General features: G+C 47.2%; 21 protein-coding genes. 16 read left to right on the top strand and 5 right to left on the bottom strand.

Annotation, left to right across the window (positions count from 1 at the left end):
- Positions 1-41 precede the first annotated feature (41 nt).
- The 4 genes from BN1938_RS16570 (at position 42) to BN1938_RS16555 (ending at position 4,902) form a co-directional block, all read left to right on the top strand.
- A complete protein-coding gene (locus BN1938_RS16570) occupies positions 42-1,274 on the top strand; it encodes an anhydro-N-acetylmuramic acid kinase (protein ID WP_050641642.1) in 1,233 nt (410 codons plus the stop codon).
- Between the two features lie 65 nt (positions 1,275-1,339).
- A complete protein-coding gene (locus BN1938_RS16565) occupies positions 1,340-2,347 on the top strand; it encodes a sugar ABC transporter substrate-binding protein (RefSeq protein WP_050641641.1) in 1,008 nt (335 codons plus the stop codon).
- A 97-nt stretch (positions 2,348-2,444) separates the two neighbouring features.
- Positions 2,445-3,968: a sugar ABC transporter ATP-binding protein gene (locus BN1938_RS16560; RefSeq protein ID WP_050641640.1), complete on the top strand. Its 1,524-nt coding sequence runs from the start codon at positions 2,445-2,447 to the stop codon at positions 3,966-3,968.
- Positions 3,961-4,902 (top strand): ABC transporter permease, encoded by a 942-nt coding sequence (locus BN1938_RS16555; protein ID WP_050641639.1) that lies wholly within the window; start codon positions 3,961-3,963, stop codon positions 4,900-4,902. Before BN1938_RS16560 ends, BN1938_RS16555 begins: the two co-directional genes overlap by 8 nt.
- Positions 4,903-5,761: 859 nt before the next feature.
- Here the strand turns inward: BN1938_RS16555 and BN1938_RS16550 are convergent.
- Positions 5,762-5,947, bottom strand: a complete 186-nt coding sequence (locus tag BN1938_RS16550; protein ID WP_050641638.1) for a ferredoxin — start codon at positions 5,945-5,947, stop codon at positions 5,762-5,764.
- 389 nt (positions 5,948-6,336) lie between these two features.
- On the opposite strand from BN1938_RS16550, the gene BN1938_RS16545 reads away from it, so the two are divergent.
- The 4 genes from BN1938_RS16545 (at position 6,337) to BN1938_RS24275 (ending at position 7,802) form a co-directional block, all read left to right on the top strand.
- Positions 6,337-7,131 carry a nitroreductase family protein gene (locus BN1938_RS16545; RefSeq protein WP_050641637.1) on the top strand — a complete coding sequence of 265 codons (795 nt, stop codon included), beginning with the start codon at positions 6,337-6,339 and terminating at the stop codon, positions 7,129-7,131.
- Positions 7,132-7,241: 110 nt separating this feature from the next.
- Positions 7,242-7,502 (top strand): type II toxin-antitoxin system Phd/YefM family antitoxin, encoded by a 261-nt coding sequence (locus BN1938_RS16540; protein ID WP_050641636.1) that lies wholly within the window; start codon positions 7,242-7,244, stop codon positions 7,500-7,502.
- Complete coding sequence (locus BN1938_RS23485; RefSeq protein ID WP_156320710.1) at positions 7,492-7,635, top strand: hypothetical protein; 144 nt, start codon at positions 7,492-7,494, stop codon at positions 7,633-7,635. The genes BN1938_RS16540 and BN1938_RS23485 overlap by 11 nt, the downstream gene beginning before the upstream one ends.
- An 8-nt stretch (positions 7,636-7,643) precedes the next feature.
- Complete coding sequence (locus tag BN1938_RS24275) at positions 7,644-7,802, top strand: hypothetical protein (protein ID WP_082203040.1); 159 nt, start codon at positions 7,644-7,646, stop codon at positions 7,800-7,802.
- A 220-nt stretch (positions 7,803-8,022) separates the two neighbouring features.
- On the opposite strand, the gene BN1938_RS16535 is transcribed toward BN1938_RS24275, so the two are convergent.
- The 4 genes from BN1938_RS16535 to BN1938_RS16515 form a co-directional block, all read right to left on the bottom strand.
- Positions 8,023-8,961: a transketolase family protein gene (locus tag BN1938_RS16535; protein WP_050641635.1), complete on the bottom strand. Its 939-nt coding sequence runs from the start codon at positions 8,959-8,961 to the stop codon at positions 8,023-8,025.
- Positions 8,949-9,788 carry a transketolase gene (locus BN1938_RS16530; RefSeq protein ID WP_050641634.1) on the bottom strand — a complete coding sequence of 280 codons (840 nt, stop codon included), beginning with the start codon at positions 9,786-9,788 and terminating at the stop codon, positions 8,949-8,951. Before BN1938_RS16530 ends, BN1938_RS16535 begins: the two co-directional genes overlap by 13 nt.
- The gene (gene rpe / locus BN1938_RS16525; RefSeq protein ID WP_050641633.1) at positions 9,781-10,446 is read right to left on the bottom strand and encodes a ribulose-phosphate 3-epimerase; all 666 of its coding nucleotides are present in this window, start codon (positions 10,444-10,446) and stop codon (positions 9,781-9,783) included. The genes BN1938_RS16530 and rpe overlap by 8 nt, the downstream gene beginning before the upstream one ends.
- Positions 10,447-10,802: 356 nt before the next feature.
- Positions 10,803-11,879 (bottom strand): inositol-3-phosphate synthase, encoded by a 1,077-nt coding sequence (locus BN1938_RS16515; RefSeq protein WP_050641631.1) that lies wholly within the window; start codon positions 11,877-11,879, stop codon positions 10,803-10,805.
- A 508-nt stretch (positions 11,880-12,387) separates the two neighbouring features.
- On the opposite strand from BN1938_RS16515, the gene BN1938_RS16510 reads away from it, so the two are divergent.
- The 8 genes from BN1938_RS16510 (at position 12,388) to BN1938_RS16475 (ending at position 22,342) form a co-directional block, all read left to right on the top strand.
- Positions 12,388-13,311 carry a carbohydrate kinase family protein gene (locus BN1938_RS16510; RefSeq protein WP_050641630.1) on the top strand — a complete coding sequence of 308 codons (924 nt, stop codon included), beginning with the start codon at positions 12,388-12,390 and terminating at the stop codon, positions 13,309-13,311.
- Between the two features lies 1 nt (position 13,312).
- Positions 13,313-14,344, top strand: a complete 1,032-nt coding sequence (locus BN1938_RS16505; RefSeq protein WP_050641629.1) for a LacI family DNA-binding transcriptional regulator — start codon at positions 13,313-13,315, stop codon at positions 14,342-14,344.
- Positions 14,345-15,696: 1,352 nt separating this feature from the next.
- On the top strand, positions 15,697-16,773 hold the full coding sequence (locus tag BN1938_RS16500; protein ID WP_050641628.1) for an inositol-3-phosphate synthase: 1,077 nt from the start codon (positions 15,697-15,699) through the stop codon (positions 16,771-16,773).
- Positions 16,774-16,802: 29 nt separating this feature from the next.
- Entirely contained in the window at positions 16,803-17,726 is a 924-nt protein-coding gene (locus BN1938_RS16495) for a carbohydrate kinase family protein (RefSeq protein WP_050641627.1), read from the top strand.
- A gap of 145 nt (positions 17,727-17,871) precedes the next feature.
- Positions 17,872-18,501, top strand: a complete 630-nt coding sequence (locus BN1938_RS16490; RefSeq protein ID WP_050641626.1) for a KpsF/GutQ family sugar-phosphate isomerase — start codon at positions 17,872-17,874, stop codon at positions 18,499-18,501.
- 110 nt (positions 18,502-18,611) lie between these two features.
- Positions 18,612-19,289, top strand: coding sequence for an HAD family hydrolase (locus tag BN1938_RS16485; RefSeq protein ID WP_050642730.1), 678 nt, complete (start codon positions 18,612-18,614; stop codon positions 19,287-19,289).
- A gap of 387 nt (positions 19,290-19,676) precedes the next feature.
- A complete protein-coding gene (locus tag BN1938_RS16480; protein ID WP_050641625.1) occupies positions 19,677-20,759 on the top strand; it encodes a substrate-binding domain-containing protein in 1,083 nt (360 codons plus the stop codon).
- 68 nt (positions 20,760-20,827) lie between these two features.
- Positions 20,828-22,342, top strand: coding sequence for a sugar ABC transporter ATP-binding protein (locus BN1938_RS16475; protein ID WP_242843878.1), 1,515 nt, complete (start codon positions 20,828-20,830; stop codon positions 22,340-22,342).
- Positions 22,343-22,368: the final 26 nt, after the last annotated feature.

Here is a 22,368-nt window from a genome sequence, read left to right as displayed (position 1 = left end):
CGGAGGGTGTTCTATAAATATCAATTCAAGGAGGGAACAAAATGGATTTAATTATGGGTATGAACAGTGGTTCGTCCTTTGACGGAATCGACGTGATTCTGGCAGAGATCGAGATGGACAGCGATGGTTTTCCCAAAGCGCCCCGCTTTATCTGCGGAGGTTCCTACGACTGGCCCGAGGAGGTAACGCCGATCGTGAGGGATGCCTTTGAGAACCGCGTGGATATGGTGGGGATCAACAGGCTCAATTATATCTGCGGAGCAGTATTTGCTGAAAAAGCAGTACAGTTTATGAAAGAGAATCATATCAATCCGCTGGATATCAAAGTGCTGGGGCTGGATACACAGACCATATACCAGGAGCAGCCTGACCACGCGAAGATCGCGTCCATGTCTGAGGAGGAAAAGGGGGATTGGCTCCACAGATGGCTGGACGGGCCGTATCCGGCCGGACTTCAGATGGGCGAGAGCTCTGTAATCGCAAACCTGACGAATATTGACACGGTGACACATTTCCGTCCCGCAGATCACGTATGGGGAGGTGCGGCGGCTCCGTTGATGCCATATCTGGATTACATTTTATTCCGGAACGAGGAGAAGCCGGTCATGACGCTGAATATCGGCGGAATTGCAAACCTGCATGTGGCAGGTAAAGACAGAAGAGACATGTTTGGATTTGACACTGGTCCGGGGAATGCGGTATCCAACTACCTGTGCAAGAAACTGACCGGGAAGGATTACGACAAAGACGGTGAGCTTGCCTCCAGAGGAAACATCAATGAAGAGATGCTGGACTTCTTTATGCAGCATCCGTTCTGGGACAGGCCGGTACCAAGATCAGGATGGGTAGGAGATTACAACGAACAGTACATAGACAGTGTTCTGGACAAATTCGGACATCTGCCGGCGGAAGATATTCTTGCAACGTCATGCGCATTTACAGGGGCGGCTGTTGCGAAAAGTATGATTGACAATATACCTGCGGAGATCATAGAGAAGACGGACAAGCTGTATGCAAGCGGCGGGGGAGTAAAGAATCCTCAGATTATGAAAGAGATCCGGGAACGAATTCCGGGAAATATCAAAGTGACGACCTCTGCTGAAATCGGCATCCCGCCGGAATATAAAGAAGCGATTAAGTTTGCGACCATCGCTTATTCAACTATCCACCGGATACCGGGAAATATTCCAGCAGCAGGTCATGCGTCACAGTACTCAATCCTTGGCAAGATTGCTCTGGCTCCCCGCAATATAGCAGGCGGCCCGCAGATCTAATTGAATACGATATAAATATACCATGAAAACATATAAAATGCCAGTTATAATGGAGGGAATAGATTATGAAAAAAAGAATAGCAGCTCTGCTTTGCGCAGCAATGATGGCAGTCACACTGGCTGCATGTACAAGTGAGGGACCAGGGAAAGAAGCTTCTGAACCAGCCGCAGATTCCGGGCAGGCAAAAACAGAGGAAGGAAAGTCAGCGGAAGAAATCACACTTGGAGTTTCATTCGGACAGAATGTGCACCCCTTCTTCGTAGCAATGCAAAAGGGGATTGAGAAGGCATGTGAAGATTACAACGTGAAAAAATGTAACGTCCTGTCAGCCGACAGTTCTCTGGAAACGCAGAATTCCCAGCTCGAGAACCTGGTGACTATGGGATGCGATGCAATCCTGCTGAACCCTTATGATTCGGAGGGCGTGGTCAATGCCGTCAGCGATGCCGTGAATGGAGGCGTCGGCGTATTTACAATGGATGTGGACTGCGAAGGTTCCCTTGCATTCGTTGCCTCCGATAATAAAGAAATCGGAAAAATGCTGGCAGAATACGTAATAGAAAAACTCGACGGCAAAGGGAAAATCGCTATCATCGATGGGATTACGGTCAGCTCATTGAAGGACAGGACCGAAGGTTTCATGGAAGTAATCAAAGAGAGCGGGATTGAAATTGTGGCAGAGCAGCAGACTGCGCATGCAAGAGATACGGCCCTGGCTTCCGCAGAGAATATTCTGCAGGCAAATCCGGACATCGATGCGTTTGTAGGAATTAATGAAAATTCAGGTATGGCAATCTTAAGCGCGGCTACCTCCGCGAATCTGAAAGACCTATTGATTACCACTGTGGATGCAACATCCGAGAATATGGCGGCTATCCGGGACGGGAAAGTGGCAGTAGGCGTATCACAGGATCCATATCAGATGGGATACAAGGCTGTAGAACAGGCATTGGCATGGTGTGAAGGAAAAGACGTTGAGAAATTTATTGAAGTTCCTGTTGAGTACATGGACAAAGACAATATCCAGGAATTTATCGACAGAGAAAAAGGATATGGCGTTGAGGTAGAATAAGTATTAACCTTGAAAGCCGCAGGTACGCCCTGGCGTACCTGAATTGGAACCATCTGCGTATGTGGATGGTTCCTATCATAAATGAAGAGGTGAAGATATGTCCGATGTAATAGTAAAGATGGAAGGAATATCGAAGGCATTTGCAGGAATTAAGGCACTGGATCATGTACAGATCGAGCTGCGAAAAGGAGAAGTCCATGCACTCATGGGAGAGAATGGGGCAGGGAAATCTACTTTGATGAAAATCATGACAGGGGTATACTCAAAAGACGAAGGCAGCATGTATCTTTTGAACGAAGAAAACGGACAGATGGAAGAGGCAGAGATGAAATCACCGCTAATGGCACAGAAAGCAGGATTAAGCATGGTTTTTCAGGAACTGAACCTCTTGGAAAATATGAATATAGCAGAAAATATTTTCATCGGCAGAGAGCCGGTCGGAAAAAGCAGGCTGCTGGACAGGGACACACTGAATAAAAAGGCAAAGGCAGAACTTCAAAAGGTAAACCTGGACATCGATCCGGGCACCCCGGTATCCGAGCTGAGCTGCGGACAGATGCAGTGCGTGGAGATTGCGAAGGCATTGTCCTTTCAGGCCAGAGTGGTGGTGTTTGACGAACCTACGGCCAGTCTGTCGGAAAAGGAATCTCAGGTGCTGTTCCAGATCATAGAGGATCTGAGAAAACAGGGCGTGTGCATCGTATACATTTCCCACAGAATGGAAGAGGTGTTCCAGCTATCCGATCGTATTACGGTTTTTCGAAATGGTACATACATAGATACGGTAGAGACAAAGCGGGTGACAGAACCCGACCTGATTAAAATGATGATAGGGCATGAGTTAGATGGGCGCAAGGCATGTGGAAGTGAATTTGTGAATCGGGAGCATGTAATCATGGAAGTGAAGAACGTGAAGGTATATCCCAAAAGCAGCCCGGTTAGTTTTAAGCTCTATGAAAAGGAGATTCTGGGATTCTTTGGCCTGGTAGGCGCGGGGAGAACGGAATTGATGAGGAAGCTGTTTGGCATTGACCCCATTGGGGAAGGTGAAATATATATAAAAGGGGGAAAAGTCTGCGTCTCTTCTCCTAAGGATGCAATCGGCGCAGGAATCGGCCTTGTCCCCGAGGACAGAAAGGGGCTGGGCCTCATCCTGGGAATGAGTATCCGGGATAATATGCTCATCTCCAAGCTTGGACAGCTGAAAAGCTTCTGGCTGAATCGCCGGGTGCTTAAGCAGATCACGGGAAACTACATCAGCGATCTTGGCATATCCCTGAGAAACGAGGAGCAGGAGGTCAAAGAGCTGAGCGGAGGCAACCAGCAGAAAGTGGTGATTGCAAAGTGGCTGGCCATGACGCCGGATATCCTGATTATGGATGAGCCCACAAGAGGAATTGACATCGGCGCAAAGAGTGAGATCTATGCATTGATGCGTAAGCTGACCCAGTCAGGAAAAAGCATCATCATGATTTCATCGGAAATCGCAGAAGTCATGCAGGTAAGCGACAGGATTATCGTCATGCATGAGGGCAGCATTTCCGGCGAAATCGCTGCGGAGGAAGTTTCAAAGAATAGCATAATGCAGGCTGCATTTGGCGGAGGTATGGAAAATGAATAAAACAAAAAAGATAAATCTCAGATCCTTCAGGGAACTGCTTTTAGTTGGCGTAGTAATCGTATTATGTATGATCTGGACGATCATGAACTCACAGTTTCTGTCCGCCAACAATATATCTAATATTCTGAGGCAGGCTTCCTATACGGCGATCGCGGCGGTGGGGATGACCATGGTTATCATCATAGGTGAGATTGACCTATCGGCAGGTTCCCTCGTATGTGCCGCAGGCCTGGTAGGAGCCGTAGTCTGCAAGAATACGGACAATGTATTCTTTTCCGTGATTGCGGCAATTGCAGTTGGCGCGGTAATCGGAACCGTTAACGGAGTGCTCTGCGCAATAGGAAAGCTGCCAGGATTCATCGCATCCCTTGCAAGCATGACCGTACTGCGGGGCCTGGCCTACATCGTCACCGGCGGTAATTCCGTAGTATGGAGCAATGAAAGTTTTACGATGATAGGAACCGGATACATCGCTGGAATTCCCGTCCCCGTCATCATTATGGTAATCGTTATCATATTCGGCGTCATTCTGACATCGAAGACCCGTTTCGGACGCTACATCTACTCCGTAGGCGGAAATATGGAGGCAAGCCGCTGGTCAGAAATCGCAGTAGAAAAAGTAAAAATCCTTGTCTATATGATCATGGGAGTCCTGACCGCCATAGCAGGTCTGATCATCACCACCCGCCTCGGTTCCGGACAGCCCTCAGCCGGCCTGAACTTCGAGATGGACTGCATCACGGCAGCCGTAGTCGGGGGAACAAGCATGTCCGGCGGACGCGGAAAAGTCATGGGCACAATCGTGGGAGTACTTCTGCTTACCGTTCTGACAAATGGAATGACACTGGTGGGAATGAATACATATTGGCAGCAGGTGTTCAAGGGAGTCATAATCGTAATATCCGTACTAGCAGATACACATAGCAAGAAGTAGGAATTTTGGGGGCAGTGGGGTGGCGGATGAAGGGGCGCCCGCCGGAAGGTGGATGCTCCGATGCCGTCCGGGGAGGCTTATGCTGATTTTGGAAACCGGCCGCTTAGCCTACAATTTCTAACTGCGAAAAAGCCGCATCTTATGGAACCGAGCGTATTCACTTAGAAAGCCGATGCTTTCTAAGCTCAGACGCTCTGGAAAACTGATTCGGAATCAGTTTTCCTCCATAAGATGCGGCTTTTTCGCAGTAAGAAATTGTACGGCACGCTAAAGGCTTCCAAAATCAGCATAAGCCTCCCCGGACGGCATCGGAGCATCCACCTCCCGGCAGGCTGGGCGCATCAAGTCGGTCACTATACTGCCTTCGGTGGGGATTCCGGCGGGTGAGGCGGATGGGAACTGGCTGAGCGGGATGAGATTATAAGCGAGTTTAACTTAATGTTCTGGCTTAAAAGGCAGTGTCTGTTATTACGAAAGGGATTGTTCTGGAGCAACCTTTGTATCACCAGTTCTCTTCCATACGCTGCTCCCGCCTTGATTCCTCACGTGAGGGAGTTTTTGACTTCTGACTGGATGCACCAGCTGTGCGGAATTGGAACAGGCATCTCCTGGATGCGTCTTTTAGGGCATTAGCGCCGCTTCATCAAAATCGGAGCCGGCATGTGAACTTCCTTCAGGCCCACAAGGCCTGAAGGAAAGCAGACCCGCAGCGAGAATTCATCAGAATTCTCGTGAGTGTCTGCGGTGTTCACCATGCCGGCTCCGATTTTGATTAGCGGCGCTTATGCCCTAATTCCGTATCCAGGAGATGCCTGTTCCAATTCCGCACAGCGTCCCCCCTGCCAAAACAACCTCCCCCCTAATCAACCTTGATAACGCTGACGGGGCAGTTTTCTGCCGCTTCTTCTGCGGTATCTTCTGTTTCCGGGGTTATTTCGCTATAGACTTCTGCCAGGTCGTCATCTGCCATGCGGAATACCTCCGGGCAGGTAGCGGCGCAGAGTCCGCATGATATACATCCTTCTCTGTCAATTTCTGCTTTCATGTAAATAAGGCTCCTTTCATTGTCAGTCTGCATGGCGCCCTCTGGAAGTAATGGTGGGGTGTTCCAGCGGACGTGCATGAATATAGTATTGCCTTGTTATTGGAAGTAATACAGTGTTTGCAGGAAAATTATTACAGAAAAATGCAGTTTTTGGATATCGTCCGGGATGGTGTCCAGTACCTCGAAGTATAATTAACTTACTGTTAAACTAACCTAAATTTCCGATAGCACTACTCCACAAGCCTCAGCGTAGCCCGCTACGCATACGTTTGTGAAGCAGCACTCTCGAAAATTTATCTCAGTTTAACAGCAAGTTACTTATTATTCGATGTACTAGTTTTTATTTGGTGTATAATACAAGAAAATAAAAGCATGGAAGGAGATAAAATATGGTAAAAATAAATCGTGATTTGTGTATCGGGTGCGGGGAATGTGCGGCTGACTGCCCGGTAGATGTGCTGCATATTATAGAAGGAAAAGCAGAAGTTTCGGGACCGTGCTTCCAGTGCGGACACTGTGTGGCGGTCTGTCCGGTCCGCGCTGCTGCGATACCGGAATATGATATGGACGATGTGGAGGAGTATGTGCCAAAGACATTTGATGTGAATCCTGAAAATATGCTGCATGCAATGAAATTCAGGAGAAGTATCCGCAATTTCAGGCCGGAAAAAATCGAACGGGAAAAGGTGGAGGATATCCTGAATGCAGGCCGTTATACTGCTACAGCAAGAAACAAACAGGCGTGCACATTTGTCTTTATACAGGATCAGATAGAGGAATTCAAGGCACTGGTATGGGAAAACATGCCGGATATTATCCGTACATTGCAAAAAGATGTGCCACGGTATGCCGGAATCTTTGAACGTTTTTACGAAAAGTGGAAAGCGGATTCCACGGACGATAATTTCTTTTACAACACCCCCGCCTTCCTGGTAATATCAGCGGACAACCACCCGCTGGACGGAGGCCTGGCTGCAGCCAACATCGAGAACATGGCCGTTGCCCACGGTCTGGGAGCCCTTTACAGCGGTTACATGATGCGTGTAATCAGTACAAGCCCGATTTTGAAAAAATGGCTTGGAATCGAAGAAAAAGGAATAGCAGGCTGCATGCTTTTGGGTTATCCCGCAGTTACATACAGAAGAACCGCACCAAGGCTCGTCGGACATATCATAATAAAATAACTCATCGAATACAAAAAAATGGCAGGAACTATAGTTTCATATAGTATAAAACTTGTGCAATTATGGGATTATTAAGGTATAATTGTACCATAAAGAAAGGAGTTGATTTTATGCCTCAGATTATACCTATCAAAGACTTAAAAAATACAAGTGAAGTTTCAGAATTGTGCCATAAGTCAGATGAACCTATTTTTGTAACAAAGAATGGCTATGGTGATATGGTGATTATGAGTATGGAAGCCTATGAACGAAATATGTACTTGAACAATATATACAAAACATTGGAAATCTCCCGGGATCAATTCGACAATGGGACAGTACATGATGGATATGAAGTGCTTCGGGATTTAAAGGAAGAATATGGCTTATAAACTAAAGATTTCAGAAGAAGCACGTCTGCAGCTCAAAGAGATTATAGAATATATGACACTTAAGCTTCGTCATTCAAAAGCTGCAACCGACTTTTTGAATACACAGAAAAAAAGTATGATCAGCTTTGTTTAAATCCTGAAATGTACAAATATACCAATGATATGCGGCTAAGGTTCTTAGGGTACAGAAGAATGCCTGTAGATAACTATATTGTTCTGTATCTTGTTGATAATGATAAAACAGAGATCCAAATAGATGGAATATTCTACAGCAAATATAATTACAGAAATGACAGGTAAGACCAGAGCGCGTCTGAAAATTTACTGCCGCAATATCCCGTGAAGCAGGGCAACATCTTGCAGCAAATAATTTTCAGACACGCTCTGTTACATTCAAAAAGATGCTTTGCCATGTAGGGGAGCACCCTGGCTGGCGGATTTCCCGCCCAAAGTAAAATACACACGCATCCAACATTGCATCAGTTTGCGGCTTAGTGCAACTTGTTCCGTGCTCTAATCGTTAAAGATATCTCTTAATCTTCGTATAAATTCCGTCGGCATCAAGCCCATATTTTGCAAGCAGTTTTACCGCCGGGCCGGATTCCCCAAACACATCATTCGTACCTATTTTCAGTACACTGGCGGGATAGTTTTCGCTCAGACAGTCGCATACCGCACTTCCAAGCCCGCCGATGACGGAATGTTCCTCTACTGTGACGATCTTACCGGTTTCCTTTGCAGCTTTGATGACAAGTTCTTCATCCAGGGGCTTGATTGTGTGGATATTGATGACCCTGGCCTGAACACCTTCCTGGGAGAATCTTTCAGCGGCTTCAAGGGCAGCAGAAACGCACAGTCCGGTAGCGATGATGGTGACATCCCTGCCGTCCCTGAGTGTGATCCCCTTTCCAAGTTCAAATTTGTAGTCAGGTCTGTCATTGATTACGGGTACTGCCAGGCGTCCGAAACGGAGATATACGGGACCTTCGTATTCATATGCGGCTTTTACTGCGGCGCGGGCCTCTATGTCATCGGCTGGATTGATCACAACCATACCCGGGATTGCCCTCATTAGCGCGATATCCTCGTTACACTGATGTGTAGCTCCGTCCTCTCCTACGGATATACCGGCATGGGTGGCGCCGATCTTTACGTTCAGGTGCGGGTAGCCCACGGAGTTTCTCACCTGCTCAAAGGCACGGCCTGCCGCGAACATGGCAAAGGAGCTTGCAAACGGTACTTTTCCGGCAGCAGCCAGACCTGCGGCCACACCGATCATATTGCCTTCTGCAATCCCACAGTCGATAAATCTTTCAGGGAAAGCCTTCTTAAAAATGCTTGTTTTAGTTGCAGCAGCAAGGTCTGCATCCAGAACTACGATTTCTTCATGTTCTTTGCCAAGTTCAACAAGTGCGTTTCCATAACTTTCACGGGTAGCGATTTTCTTTACTTCTGACATAATGTCTCACCTGCCTTTTCTAATTCTTCCATAGCAATTGCGTATTGCTCATCGTTTGGTGCGGTTCCATGCCAGGAAGCCTGATTTTCCATAAAGGAAATACCTTTTCCTTTTACGGTTTTCATCACGATTGCGGTGGGCATTCCCTTGGTAGTCTTAGCTTCGTCAAAAGCTGCTTTCAACTGGTCGAAATCATTGCCGTCGTCTACGTTGATTACATGGAAATTGAAGGATTCAAATTTCTTATCAATGGGATACGGGGAGCATACATCGTCGATTGCCCCGTCAATCTGAAGGCCGTTGTTGTCGACGATTACGACCAAATTATCCAGCTTATGGTGTCCGGCCAGCATGGCAGCCTCCCATACCTGGCCTTCCTGAATCTCTCCGTCACCCAGCAGGGTATAGGTGCGGTAAGACGCCTTGCTTAATTTTGCCGCAAGTGCCATGCCAACGGCAGCGGATACGCCCTGCCCCAGGGAACCGCTGGACATATCCACGCCGGGGATGTGTTTCATATCCGGATGTCCCTGCAAGATGGAGCCGATCTGCCGGAGCGTGGTAAGTGTGGTTACCGGAAAATATCCTCTGTGTGCGAGCGTGGCATACAGGCCCGGAGCCGTGTGTCCTTTGGAAAGAACAAAACGGTCCCGTTTCGGATCCTTTGGATTCTCGGGATCAATGTTCATCTCTTCAAAGTATAAATAGGTAAACAGGTCTGCGGCAGAAAGAGATCCGCCCGGATGGCCTGCTTTCGCACTGTGAACAGAAGTGACGATTCCCTTGCGCACTTCGTTCGCAATCTGCTGGAGTTTTTGTTTATTCATGAGTTGCCTCCTTAAATTTTTTATAAAAATTCTCAATATTCATGGAAATATCTTCGTTGAATACTGAGGAGCCTGCCACAATTACATTTGCACCGGCTTGTATGACATCTTTTACATTGTCCAGTTTGATACCCCCATCGACTTCGATATCTACGGAAAGCCCCACCTCATCGATCATGCTGCGGAGCCGTGTTATCTTGGGAAGCACATTGGGGATAAAGGAAGCGCCGCCGAATCCTGGGTTTACAGTCATAAGAAGCACCATATCCACATCTTCGAGTACATATTCTATAGAAGAAAGAGGGGTGGCCGGATTCAGGACAACACCGGCCTTTATTCCGTGGTTTTTAATGGCCTGGATGGTCCGGTGCAGATGGCGGCATGCCTCTGCGTGTACGGTAATGATGTCGGCGCCTGCTTTTACAAAGTCGTCTATAAAGCGGTAAGGCTCCTCAATCATCAAATGGACATCAAAAGGCTTGTCGGTATATCTTCGTATGGACTGGATGACGGGCAGGCCGAGTGAAATATTGGGTACAAACATACCATCCATAACGTCGATATGTATATAATCTGCGGGAGAGAGATGTAAGACTGTGATCTCTTTCCTGAGTTCTGCAAAATCAGCAGAAAGAATTGAAGGTGCTAATTTTATCATGAGTTACCTCCCCGGTTTTCTTGTTTTTCGTAAAAATGCTGCAAAATTGCAGAGGTACAATCTTGTGTAGTAGTTCAGAAAGGTCTGCGCATTTACTGCGCAGACCGTACGAAAACATAGTGGCTGCAGACATCCAGCCATTCGCCGTAGGCGAACTTGAATGGGCTGGATGTGTAACAGTTCAGGCTTGCCTGAACTGTTACAATCTTGCAATTTTGCAGCATGATTTGCTCAAATATCCGGCAGCAGCTGCTAGCGGGCTGCCGGATACCTGACCCTGCACCAGGTTCCATATATGAAACAATACCCATATGGTTCACTGACTGCAGAATTCTAAAGTGAAGGAGTCAATATGTCTATTTACCAGCGATAAAATCTTCCAGCATGGCACGGCACTGATCGTCCGGATGCTGTACCGGCGGGTGTTTCATGAAATAGGAGCTTGGCTCTTCGATAGCGCCTGCCATCCCTCTGTCTTTTGCGAGCATACAGCATCTAACGGCGTCAACGCTGATTCCGCCGGAGTTCGGGCTGTCGATTACATCCAGTTTCAGGTTCAGGCTTACAGGTGCCCCGCCAAACTTCTGTCCTTCGATACATATAATCGCTGTCTTCTGGTCACCCTGGTTGTCGACAAAAGCAAATCCGGGAGCAATCGGCACGTCATGCTTCAGAATACTTGCAATCGCGTCATGCTTTGTGACATGCTTTGTCTCACCACGCATAACCAGGTTGATAAAGTCTGTATTTCCAGCGTAGTTGAGCTGATAGGACTTCGTGATCTTAATTCCTCTGTCCTCAAACAGTTTTGCAAGCGCTCTGTGTACGATGGTTGCGCCTAACTGGCTCTTCCAGTCGTCACCGATAACCGGGATGCCGGCTTTTTTGCATTTGTCAGCGATAGCCGGTGTGCTGGCTATCAGTTCCGGAATTCCGTTGACAACGCCGCATCCTGCTTCACATGCTGCATCCACGTAGAATCTTGCTGCATCGTGTGAACCTGTAGGAAGGTTGATAAGAATGACATCAACTTTGTAATCTTTGAGTGCCTTAACTACGTCTACCGGCTCCTGAGAGTCATCGATTGTAAAGTAGTCTTTGCCATAGTAGTGCTGCAGATGATCCGGAGCTCCGTCCAGGACTGGTCCTTTTAATACCGGCGCCCCAAGTTTCGGAACATCGCAGATCTTGTATGTACAGTTTGGCCATTCCAGAATCGCTTCGCTGACATCCTTGCCCACCTTCTTGGAATCAATATCAAAACCTACAACAACTTCGATATCGGAAGGAACATATCCCCCCAGGTTATAATGCATAAGTCCGCCGGCTTCTTCTGCAATCTCCGGTGTCTTATAGAACTCGATTCCCTGAACGAGAGAGCATGCGCAGTTACCTACTCCGACGAGTGCCAATCTGATTTTTTTCTCTGCCATAGTTTTTTCCTCCTGAGATAATATGGATTATTATGTATTTGATGCTGGAGCAAATGTTAAAGTTAACGTTTAAGTAACCGGACAAAAAAATTTATTATGTTGTCCTCAGTATGAAAATGTGAAAAGATAAATAAATGATAGTTAACGTTAACTGTATCATTTGATCTGCTTCATGACCCCATTCTAAATCCAAAAAATAAAAATGTCAATTGGCATATATGCACAAAAAGTTCAGAGAAAATTAGTCAATATTCTCAAAAAGTCTAATGTTGAATGAAAAATCGGCTGAAGGAGCAGAAAAAAGCGGATTTTTTTGTATAAAGTGTTGGACAATGTTTGAATAGTAAGCTATACTAAAAATTAAGAAAATACAGTTACTGTACCGATAACTTAAATGTTACTTATTATTTCAGTTTTTTTCGTTATAGTGAGGCTGTACATAGAAAAATCTCTGCTGTTAAGGAGTGAAACAAACTTTTGCCAGCAGATTGAACGGAGGGGATACTCAGTGAAAAATGAAAAGGTAGATATTGTCACTATAGGCAATATTGTAAAAGAGACAATTTTTCTGACGGATAAGATAGTGGGGCCGGTTCTTGGAAGCCCCTGTGCATATACAAGCCTGGCTCTGGCGAAAGCCGGAAAGAGTACGGGGATTGTGACCTATTGCGGCGAGGAGATGCAGAAGATAATAGAAAGAGAACTGCGCATGGTGGATACAACGGGATGCATTCCCTATATGTATACGACAGAGAATCATTTGATTTATCAGGAAGATGCGAAAAACAGGGTAGAGTATTTTAAAGTAGCTCCTGTGATCAGTTATGAAGTAATACCGGAGACATATCTGGAAGCCTCCACATTTTTCATCTGCCCAATGGACTATGAAGTGGACATTGAGATATGCCAGAAGCTGAATGCGGCCGGAAAGCGCATTATCGTGGATCTGGGCGGATACGGCGGAACCACCTCCTACAATCATTTTCCGGTTGGAACATACCGGGGAAGAAAACTGGTGGATGATTTATGTGCAAATGCATTCATAATAAAAGCCAGCCAGGATGACCTGCGTTATCTGATGCCGGATCAAAGCGTGGAAGACTGCCTGGAGTATCTGACTGCAAGAGGCCCCAGATATGCCGTTGTTACCATGGGAGATCAGGGGGCGGCATTCCAGGGGGCAGGCGGAAAAGTACAGTTTTCGGACAGTTACCCTACGATGGAAGGAAAGGAAAAGAACCTGACGGGAGCCGGAGATGCATTTTCGGCAGGTTTAATGGCGGCTTTGGATGAAAAGCCCGATGACATAGTTTATGCAGTAGAGTATGCCAACAGTATGGCATCACTGATTCTGGAAGAGAACGGCGGATGCGTGGAGAGCAGGATGCCGGTTGAAAGAATGGTCAAGCTGCGGATGGAGGGAAAATTATAGTATGAAAAAAGTAACAAGATTGAAGGACCTGGCAGAGGGGCTTGGTGTAAGTATTACGACGGTATCTAAGGCGCTGAATGACCATCCGGATATATCCGCTAAGAGGAAAAAAGAGATTCTGGACTATGCAAGAGAAGTAAACTATGTGCCGAATCAGGTTGCCCGAAGTTTCCGCCAGCAGCGGACCAACATGGTTGGGATTATCATCAGTGATAATGCCAACCCATTCTACGCAAGGGTGATCCGGGGGATCGAAGAGACGTTATCGGCCCACGGCTACCATTGCGTCGTGATGAACAGCCATGAGGATGTGGATAAAGAGATTCAGCTTGTAGACGAGCTGAGGGGTCTTAACGTGGCAGGAGTAATCCTGACACCGGCGGCGGGAAATAAAAAGAGCTGTGAACTGCTGCGGAAATATGACATCCCCTATGTTCTGGTGAACCGTTACCTGGAAAAAGGCGAGGATACCTATGTGGTACTGGATGATTATCAGGCTGCATATATGACAGCAAAGCACCTCTGCAGTTACGGCAATGAGAAGATTTTTTTCCTGAATTTCCTGCCCAGTGTTTCTTCCGCGCAGAACAGGCTGGAGGGCTACAAGAAGGCCCTCGAAGACTGCGGCATTCCGTATGAGCCGAACATGGTCGTATCCGGCTGTACGGATCAGGCGGACGGATACGAGAGCATGAAGCGTATACTGGAGCGTAATAAACCCCCGCTGTCCGTGATGTGTTACAGCGATTATATCGCAATAGGTGCGATCTGTGCAATCCAGGAGAGGGGATTCAACCTGCCCCATGATATCGCACTCAGCGGCAATGACGACATCGGGATACTGTCCTTTGTAAAACCCCGTCTGACAACCATCGGATCGCCCAAATTAAGAATGGGCATTGAGAGCGCCAGACTGCTGATAGAATTAATGGATGCAAGGGCAAAGCTGGAGGATGAAGAGGAAGAGACAGAACCGGAAGAGAAAAAACATGTAGTAATGAAACCAGAACTAATCCTGCGGGAGACCTCCTAAAAAGTCGGGATTTAGTTGGCTGGCTTTAGACTTGTCGATGGATGGGGACGCTTTATGACAGGGAGGCCGGGGAGGTGCTGGGGCTGTATATGCCGTTGCGATATGCCCCCATGCTGCTAAGTGATTCTAGAACAGCCGATGCCGGATAGGCGGGTACGCTGAACACATCACGGGAAATCTGATGATTTCCCGCGCTGGGTTCAGCAACAACTTGATTTGGAGATCAAGTTGTTCCCCGCCTATCCGGCATCGGCTGTTCAAGAATCACTAAGCGCATTCCAGCATTTCGCAACGGCATATACAGCCCCAGCACCTCCCCGGCCTCCCTGTCATAAAGCTGGCTCATCCAATCGGCAGGAAAGCCCGCCAACCGGGTGGGATCCCGGACCAGGGCAGCGGATGTGGATTGGCTATGCGTGTCTTTTCATCTTCCAGATGTGTATTGAATTATTTTGATACTGGAACCGTATCCCCTTGCTTATGTATACCTACTGGGGACATAAAAGTCCCGCCAGTTCAATATCCATACGCTGCCCCCGTTTGAGGCCCCACCTTGGGAACGAGTCCTTTTCCTGCCGGTCGGATGCGCCAGCTCCATGAAGGGATCGCTGAAAGCCTCCCGGAGAACATCCATGTCCTTTCAAAAACGCTCTAAGCGGGCCTTAGAAATTCTTGGTGGGAAACAGCCCTGAAAATGGAGAGATTTTTGGATTCCGAATCCAAAAATCAGCTGACCCAGCGCGAGAAATCATCGGATTTCTCGTGATGTGTCAGTGGTGCTCCATTTTCAGGGCTGTTTCCCGCCTAGAATTTCTTAGGTCCGCGGCCGCGTTTTTGAAAGGACATGGATGTTCTCCGGGAGGTTTTCGGNAAAACGCTCAAAGCGGACCTTAGAAATTCTTGGTGGGAAACAGCCCTGAAAATGGAGAGATTTTTGGATTCCGAATCCAAAAATCAGCTGACCCAGCGCGAGAAATCATCGGATTTCTCGTGATGTGTCAGTGGTGCTCCATTTTCAGGGCTGTTTCCCGCCTAGAATTTCTTAGGTCCGCGGCCGCGTTTTTGAAAGGACATGGATGTTCTCCGGGAGGTTTTCGGCTATCCCTTTATGGAGCGTCCCCATCCGCGCCGAGACTAAAGCTCGTCGCTGAATCCCGATTTGGCAGTTTTGGATAAATTATGGGGGATGTCTTTGTTGAAAAGTGACAATTGACTTTTAGTATTTTTACGGGTACAATTTGAAACAGATAAGAAGTTAACGTTAAAGTAAACGTTATATTTTTTGAAGTTAAACTATAACGTTAACTTTATCGGTTACTACAATTTAACATTACATTTAGGAGGAAAAGACTATGGCAGGGAAAAAGATCAGACTGGCGCTTGTGGGAGTGGGGAATTGTGCATGTTCTCTTGTTCAGGGGATTGAGTTCTATAAGACACCGGAGATTGCTGAAGAGGCCGGCGGGCTTATGCATTATAACCTGGGGGGATATGTTCCTTCCGATATCGAAGTTGTTGCAGGTTTTGATATTGATTCCAAGAAGGTGGGCAAGGATGTCAGCGAAGCAATTCTGGAATGGCCAAACTGTACATACAAAATCTGTGATGTTCCGAAACTCGGAGCGCCGGTATTAAAAGGACCAGTCCTGGACGGAGCACCGGATCATCTGCAGCACTACTATGGCAAAGACTACTTTACAATCGATGACTCTCAGGAGCCGGTAGACGTAGTTAAGGCACTCAAAGATTACAAAGTTGATGTCATTCTTATCAATCTTCCTACAGGTTCACACGATGCAGCAAGATTCTACGTGGATGCAGCATGTGAAGCAGGATGCGGCGTTGTCAACGGAATTCCGGAACTGATAGCCAGCACACCGGCTATCGCTGACAAATGCAAAAAAGCCGGCATCCCGGTTATCGGTGACGACTGGAAGAGCCAGTTAGGCGCAACCATCGTACACAGAGCGCTTGCAAAACTGTTTGAGGACAGAGGAATTAAGATCACGAAGTCCTATCAGCTCAACTACGCTGGAAATACAGACTTTATCAACCTGGTTATGCGTGGTGAGACAAAGCATGTCACAAAGCATGACGCGATTGCAAGTATTCTGAAGCATGACGTGCCGATTGCTCCCGGATTTGCTTTTGTCGACAACCAGGGTGACCAGAAGACAGCGATTATATGTATCGAAGGACAGAAGTTTGGCGGGGCACCTGTAAGCCTGAACCTGAAACTGGATGTAATCGACAGCCCGAACTCCGGCGGAATCAGCGTTGACGCCGTTAGATGCTGTATGCTCGCAAAAGACAGAGGGATGGCAGGCGCTATCGAAGAGCCAAGCTCCTACTTCATGAAACACCCACCGGTACAGCATCCGGATGATCAGTGCCGTGCAATGCTGGAAGACTTTATCGCGGGTAAATAAATTAAAATGACAGATAGGCGGGAAGAAAAATGGAAAAAAATTTAGATATCGTTGTAATTGGCACAATTATCAAAGAAACCATACAGTTCCCAAACAGGACGATTGGTCCTGTTCTGGGAAGCCCGGCTGCATATTCAAGCCTTGTTATGGCGGCGCAGGGAAGAAATGTCGGAATTGTTACTTATTATGGCTATGACATGGAGGACATTATTTCAGAAATAGATGTTCTGGACAAAAGAGGCATTCTGCCATATGAATATACGACAACAAACCTGCTGGTATACAGAAATGACGGCACTAAATATGTAGAGTATCAGAAGGCGGCGCCGAATATCGGATTTGAAGATATTCATAAGGATTATCTGGAGGCGGATTATTTTAAAATCTGTCCGATGAACTATGAAGTGGAGCTGGATCTTGTAAAAAAACTCTATGAGAGAAATAAAACAGTCTTTGTAGACCTGGGAGGATACGGAGGCGCAACGAGTGACATCCGTCACTCTGTAGAAGAGACGTATGGGAGAATGGTGATTGACACCTTATGTAAAAACAGTACCATTATCAAGGCAAGCGAGGAGGACCTGCAGTCTATCATACCGGGAAGAACAGCGGAAGAGGCGGTCAGGTATCTGGCAGATGCAGGGGCTGAAAATGTGGTGGTAACGCTTGGCGGCAACGGTGTAATGTTTAAAGAAGGCAAAAAAGAGCTCGTCCGTATCAAACCCTTTTCTGCGAAGAGCGAAGTAGAGGACGGAAGCCTGGACTTTACCGGTGCAGGAGATTCATTCGGCGCCGGATTTATGGCATCTTATGTAAAGGAACAGGATATGTATAAGGCTGCACTGAACGGAAACGCAACGGCATCCCTGGTAATACAGCGGTCTGGCGGCTGTACATATGGACGAATGCCGTCAAAGGAGAAAGTACAGATGCGCATCGCGACAGGCGCTTAAAGGGCAGAACATTATAAGCCGGCCGCTGATTAGCAGGGAAGGCAGTGACAAATTAATCATATAGAAACGAATACAAACAAAAGGGGTCAGACCCCGATTGCAAAGGGGTCTGACCCCTCTGCACAGGAAGCAGGAGGATTAAGCAATGAAGAATTATACAGATGCGGAACTGGTAAGTAAAGCAAAAGAAAAAATACTGGCCGAAGCAGAAGCTTTAAAGGCAGTATCTGACGAGGTGGACGAAGCCTATGCCAAGACGATAAAAGCAATACTGGAATGCAAAGGCCGGTTGATTATTACGGGACTCGGTAAGACGGGCCATATCGGGAAGAAGATCGCAGCATCATTTGCGAGCCTGGGCGTGCCGGCATTTTTCGTGCACAGCTGTGAATCCCTGCACGGGGATATGGGGATGATAACAAAAGAAGATGTGGTGATTATGATCTCGAACAGCGGAAAATCACAGGAGATCCTGAATATGCTTCCGCCGCTGAAGATCATAGGGGCGAAGACAGTCTCTATTACAAGGGATAAACAGTCGCCGCTGGCACAGCAGACTGACATCGCGATACTGGTAGATGCGGGAAAGGAAGTAGACCATATGGGGCTCGCTCCAACTTCGAGCTCAACAGCGGCATTGGCGGCGGGAGATGCGCTTGCTACCGTGGTATCCGAGATTAAGGATTTTAAGCGGGAGAATTTTGCGCTCAGCCATCCGGGCGGCGCATTGGGCCAGCAGCTGATCAGGGAATATCAGGAGAAAATAGGGAAGTAATATAACACCGGGCTCGTCAGGAACACCTGATTCAAAAATGATCCTTTGGCATTTGATCGGGCCAGAGGGTTATTTTTTTAAAGCGCAGTGGTTAAGGAGGCTGAATGGCAATGAAAAAAGCAGTAATATTTGATATGGACGGACTGATGATTGACAGTGAAAGAGTGACCTGGGAAGGGTATCAGAAAGAGTGCCGCAGCAGGGGGTATGAGATGACGCTGGATTTTTACATGCTCATGCTGGGACATCCCATGGCAGCGGTGAGAAAGATGATGCGGGAACATTTCGGAGATTCATTTCCCCTGGAAGAGATTATACAATGCGTCCATGACAGGATGGAATTTCTGTTTTCGGCGGAGGGGGTTCCGAAGAAGCCTGGCCTGATGGAGATTTTACGATTTACAAAGGAGAACAGGTATCTGACAATGGTGGCGACATCCAGTGACAGAGCAAGAGTAGAACGTATCCTGCGCTATGCTGAGATAGAGGCGTATTTTGATGACATCATCTGTGGCGATGAAGTGGTGCATGGCAAACCCGGCCCGGATATTTTCCTGAATGGCTGCAAGAAATTGGGGGTACGGCCGGAGGAAGCTTATGTGATAGAGGACTCTGAAATGGGAATACTGGCGGCATACAGGGCAGGGATTGATGTGATCTGTGTCCCCGACATGAAACAGCCGGAGGAAAAATACAGAAAAATGGCCCTCTGCGTGGTTCCCTCGCTGTCCGAGGCGAAAGCCGTGCTGGAGTCAGGAGGGCCGTTTATGTACCATACTGCTGATTAAGAGACAAGAGTAAAATCAGCAGCTGCAGCGCGGAGAATTCCACTTTGTTTTGATTTCTTTTCAATTGGAAAAAATAGATAAATTTATAATCGGCTATTTGTGGAAATATGACAATTGACTTTTTTCGACTTTGCGCGTAAAATTTAAGTCAGATAAGAAGTTAACGTTAAAGTAAACGTTATATTTTTTTAAAGAAAAACTTTAACGTTAACTTTATCGAGAACTTGCAGACGAGATATTATGCCCAGGAGGAACGTATTATGAGAGACAAAACAGTGGAATCAGCGCCCGGAATTACAGAACAGAAACATGTGCATCGTAAAATTAAGCAGCGATGAACAGCATAACGATGTACGAATAAGAGACAGACATGAAGGAGGAAATAAGATGAAGAATATGAAAAAGGTTTTAACATTAGTATTGGCAGGCTGCATGGTGTTCGGATTAGCGGGATGTGAGAAAGAAAAAGCTTCATCTGCTGCAGACAGTGCGGATAACGGAAGTGGCAAATCAGATGCAGAGATCACGATCGGATATTCTTTCCCTGGTTCCAATAATGAATTCTGGGGTACCAATGCCTTAAATTCTGCGAAGCAGGCTGCAGAAGCACTGGGATTCAAGCTGATTGCGGATGATTGTAATTATGATCAGGCGGAACAGGTATCGGATGTCGACAGTATGATATCTTCCGGTATCGATGCTCTTGTTTTGGCGCCCCAGGACGCCTCTGTATGTGCGGGGATCACAGCGGCATGCAAAGCGGCGGATATCCCGGTAGTTATCATAGACAGATGGCCGGGAGACGACCTGAAGGCCAGCGAAGATTATGTATGCTTTATCGGGCCGGATGACGAACAGGCCGGATATGACATCGCAATGTCACTGATTGATTCCGGATGCAAAAACCTTCTGGGCGTTGGCGGTGTGCAGGGAACATCCGTTGGTGAAGGCAGGAAAGCAGGGCTTGACAAGGCACTGAAAGAGAACCCGGACGTGAAGCTTTTACAGTATGAATATGCAGGTGACACATGGGATGACGGAGATAAAGCGTTCCGGAACCTGTATCAGGCACACCCGGAAGTGGACGGAGTATGGTGCTTTAACGATTCCATGGCCCTCGCATCCGTAAACATACTGAAAGAAGAAGGCAAGCTGGATACGGTCAAAGTCGGCGGCATGGATCTGCTCAGCAATTCGGTGGAGTCAATGGAAGCCAAAGAGCTTTGGTTCTCAACAGGCGGACATTATATGGAAGCGGGATTTGGCGCAGTTGTAGCCTATGATGTTGCGAAGGGCGTGGAGTATAACGGCCCGGCCAAGGTCCAGATGAGCCTGCTGTGTGTGGATCAGAACAATGTGGAGGACTTTAAGGAGCAATTTCTCGATAAAGAACAGTCCTATGACTGGGCAGGAGCCAGCAGGGCAGAGAATCCGGATGCAGAATATAACTTCAATCTGATACTCGAGTAACAGCGGATCATTTCTCCTCCGGTATCGGGCCGGAGGAGGATATTTCTAAAATGGAAGGAGGAAGAACATTGGCTGAAAAAAGAAATGCGGTTGTTCTGCGCGGGCTCAAGAAGTATTTCCCTGGGACAAAGGCGCTGGACTGGGGCGCTGATGATGCGATTGAGATCAAAGAGGGCGAGATTCACGGTCTGGTAGGTGAGAACGGCGCAGGCAAATCAACAACCTTTCAGATCCTGATGGGGATATATGACAAGACGGACGGTGAGATGGAGCTTTTTGGTAAACCATACAATCCAAGAAACGTACATGATGCGGAAGAGGCAGGCGTAGCAATCATTATGCAGCAGCCCAATTTTGCCAACAACCTGACGGTTGCCGAAAATATATTTCTGGGACAGGATAAAAGATTTACAAATAAAGCCGGGCTGATCGACTGGAAAAAACAGTTTGCAGCGGCAGGAGAAATCCTGCACAGATTTAAATACGATCATATTAAGCCTACGGATTTATTATCGGATCTGGGATTTGAGGAGACAAAACAAGTTGAGATTGCCCGTGCACTTTCTACGAATCCAAAGGTCTTGCTTGTAGATGAGACTTCGGCAGCCATTTCCAAAAGTTCCGTAGAAAATCTGTATCAGCTGCTTCGGGAGCAGCGGGACAATGGATGCGCGATTATATACATATCCCATTTCATAGAAGAGGTGTATGACCTCTGCGATAGGGTCAGCATTCTGCGGGACGGGAAGCTGATCACAAAAATGGAGGTCAACGAATCGGTTTCTCCGGATCTGATCATACAAAACATGGTAGGCCGTGACGTATCGGATGCGGTATACCGAAGCGATGACAACAGTTCCATAGGGGACGTCATGCTGGAGACAAAGGGACTGACGAGAGCGGGAGAATTTGAAGACATTAGTATACAGATACATGCAGGAGAGATCGTAGGGATCGCTGGCATCGGCGGATGCGGTTCGGAAAGCTTTGGCAAGGCACTGTTTGGATACGACCAGGTGGACCGGGGCGAGATTTATTTTAAAGGGCAGTCTGTAAAAATCAATTCTCCGCTGGAGGCAATGAGAAATGGCATTGGCTATATACCAAAGGACCGGGATAAAGAAGGACTGTTTCTGATATACGATTCTACAATGAATATTTCTTCGGGGAACATGAAAAATGTCAGCAGGCACGCGATTATCAATCATAAAAAAGAAAAAAAGATTGCGGTCGATTCAATAAAGAGGTTCCTGATCAAGACGCCGTCGGAGGCGACACCCGTATCTGACCTGAGCGGAGGAAACAGACAGAAAGTGGCCATTTCCAAGTGGGTTGTGAATGAATCGGAGTTTTTGATCGTGAACTCGCCGACAAGAGGCGTTGATGTAGGCGCTAAGTATGAGATATATAAAATCCTGGAGGATCTGAAGAATCAGGGAAAGGGAATCCTGCTGATATCGGATGAGCTTCCGGAGCTGATCGGAATGAGTGACCGGGTGTACTGTTTCAGGCGGGGCAAAGTGTCCGGAGAATTCTCCCGGGATACTTTTACAGAAGAACGGCTGGCAGTACAGATGGTCTGATTCTATAAAGAAAGGAATATTGAAAA

Origin of the sequence: Eubacterium sp. SB2 (genome assembly GCF_001244405.1) — a bacterium.
GTDB lineage: Bacteria > Bacillota > Clostridia > Lachnospirales > Lachnospiraceae > Faecalicatena > Faecalicatena contortus_B.
Note: the sequence above shows the minus strand (reverse complement) of the source record. Positions and strands in the feature narration are given on the sequence as shown.

What these genes read in the sequence shown, in the direction of transcription:
- BN1938_RS16570 (WP_050641642.1), top strand. Translation starts at nt 42, where the DNA reads ATGGATTTAATTATGGGTATGAACAGTGGTTCGTCCTTTGACGGAATC.
- BN1938_RS16565 (WP_050641641.1), top strand. Translation starts at nt 1,340, where the DNA reads ATGAAAAAAAGAATAGCAGCTCTGCTTTGCGCAGCAATGATGGCAGTC.
- BN1938_RS16560 (WP_050641640.1), top strand. Translation starts at nt 2,445, where the DNA reads ATGTCCGATGTAATAGTAAAGATGGAAGGAATATCGAAGGCATTTGCA.
- BN1938_RS16555 (WP_050641639.1), top strand. Translation starts at nt 3,961, where the DNA reads ATGAATAAAACAAAAAAGATAAATCTCAGATCCTTCAGGGAACTGCTT.
- BN1938_RS16550 (WP_050641638.1), bottom strand. Translation starts at nt 5,947, where the DNA reads ATGAAAGCAGAAATTGACAGAGAAGGATGTATATCATGCGGACTCTGC.
- BN1938_RS16545 (WP_050641637.1), top strand. Translation starts at nt 6,337, where the DNA reads ATGGTAAAAATAAATCGTGATTTGTGTATCGGGTGCGGGGAATGTGCG.
- BN1938_RS16540 (WP_050641636.1), top strand. Translation starts at nt 7,242, where the DNA reads ATGCCTCAGATTATACCTATCAAAGACTTAAAAAATACAAGTGAAGTT.
- BN1938_RS23485 (WP_156320710.1), top strand. Translation starts at nt 7,492, where the DNA reads ATGGCTTATAAACTAAAGATTTCAGAAGAAGCACGTCTGCAGCTCAAA.
- BN1938_RS24275 (WP_082203040.1), top strand. Translation starts at nt 7,644, where the DNA reads ATGTACAAATATACCAATGATATGCGGCTAAGGTTCTTAGGGTACAGA.
- BN1938_RS16535 (WP_050641635.1), bottom strand. Translation starts at nt 8,961, where the DNA reads ATGTCAGAAGTAAAGAAAATCGCTACCCGTGAAAGTTATGGAAACGCA.
- BN1938_RS16530 (WP_050641634.1), bottom strand. Translation starts at nt 9,788, where the DNA reads ATGAATAAACAAAAACTCCAGCAGATTGCGAACGAAGTGCGCAAGGGA.
- rpe (WP_050641633.1), bottom strand. Translation starts at nt 10,446, where the DNA reads ATGATAAAATTAGCACCTTCAATTCTTTCTGCTGATTTTGCAGAACTC.
- BN1938_RS16515 (WP_050641631.1), bottom strand. Translation starts at nt 11,879, where the DNA reads ATGGCAGAGAAAAAAATCAGATTGGCACTCGTCGGAGTAGGTAACTGC.
- BN1938_RS16505 (WP_050641629.1), top strand. Translation starts at nt 13,313, where the DNA reads ATGAAAAAAGTAACAAGATTGAAGGACCTGGCAGAGGGGCTTGGTGTA.
- BN1938_RS16500 (WP_050641628.1), top strand. Translation starts at nt 15,697, where the DNA reads ATGGCAGGGAAAAAGATCAGACTGGCGCTTGTGGGAGTGGGGAATTGT.
- BN1938_RS16495 (WP_050641627.1), top strand. Translation starts at nt 16,803, where the DNA reads ATGGAAAAAAATTTAGATATCGTTGTAATTGGCACAATTATCAAAGAA.
- BN1938_RS16490 (WP_050641626.1), top strand. Translation starts at nt 17,872, where the DNA reads ATGAAGAATTATACAGATGCGGAACTGGTAAGTAAAGCAAAAGAAAAA.
- BN1938_RS16485 (WP_050642730.1), top strand. Translation starts at nt 18,612, where the DNA reads ATGAAAAAAGCAGTAATATTTGATATGGACGGACTGATGATTGACAGT.
- BN1938_RS16480 (WP_050641625.1), top strand. Translation starts at nt 19,677, where the DNA reads ATGAAGAATATGAAAAAGGTTTTAACATTAGTATTGGCAGGCTGCATG.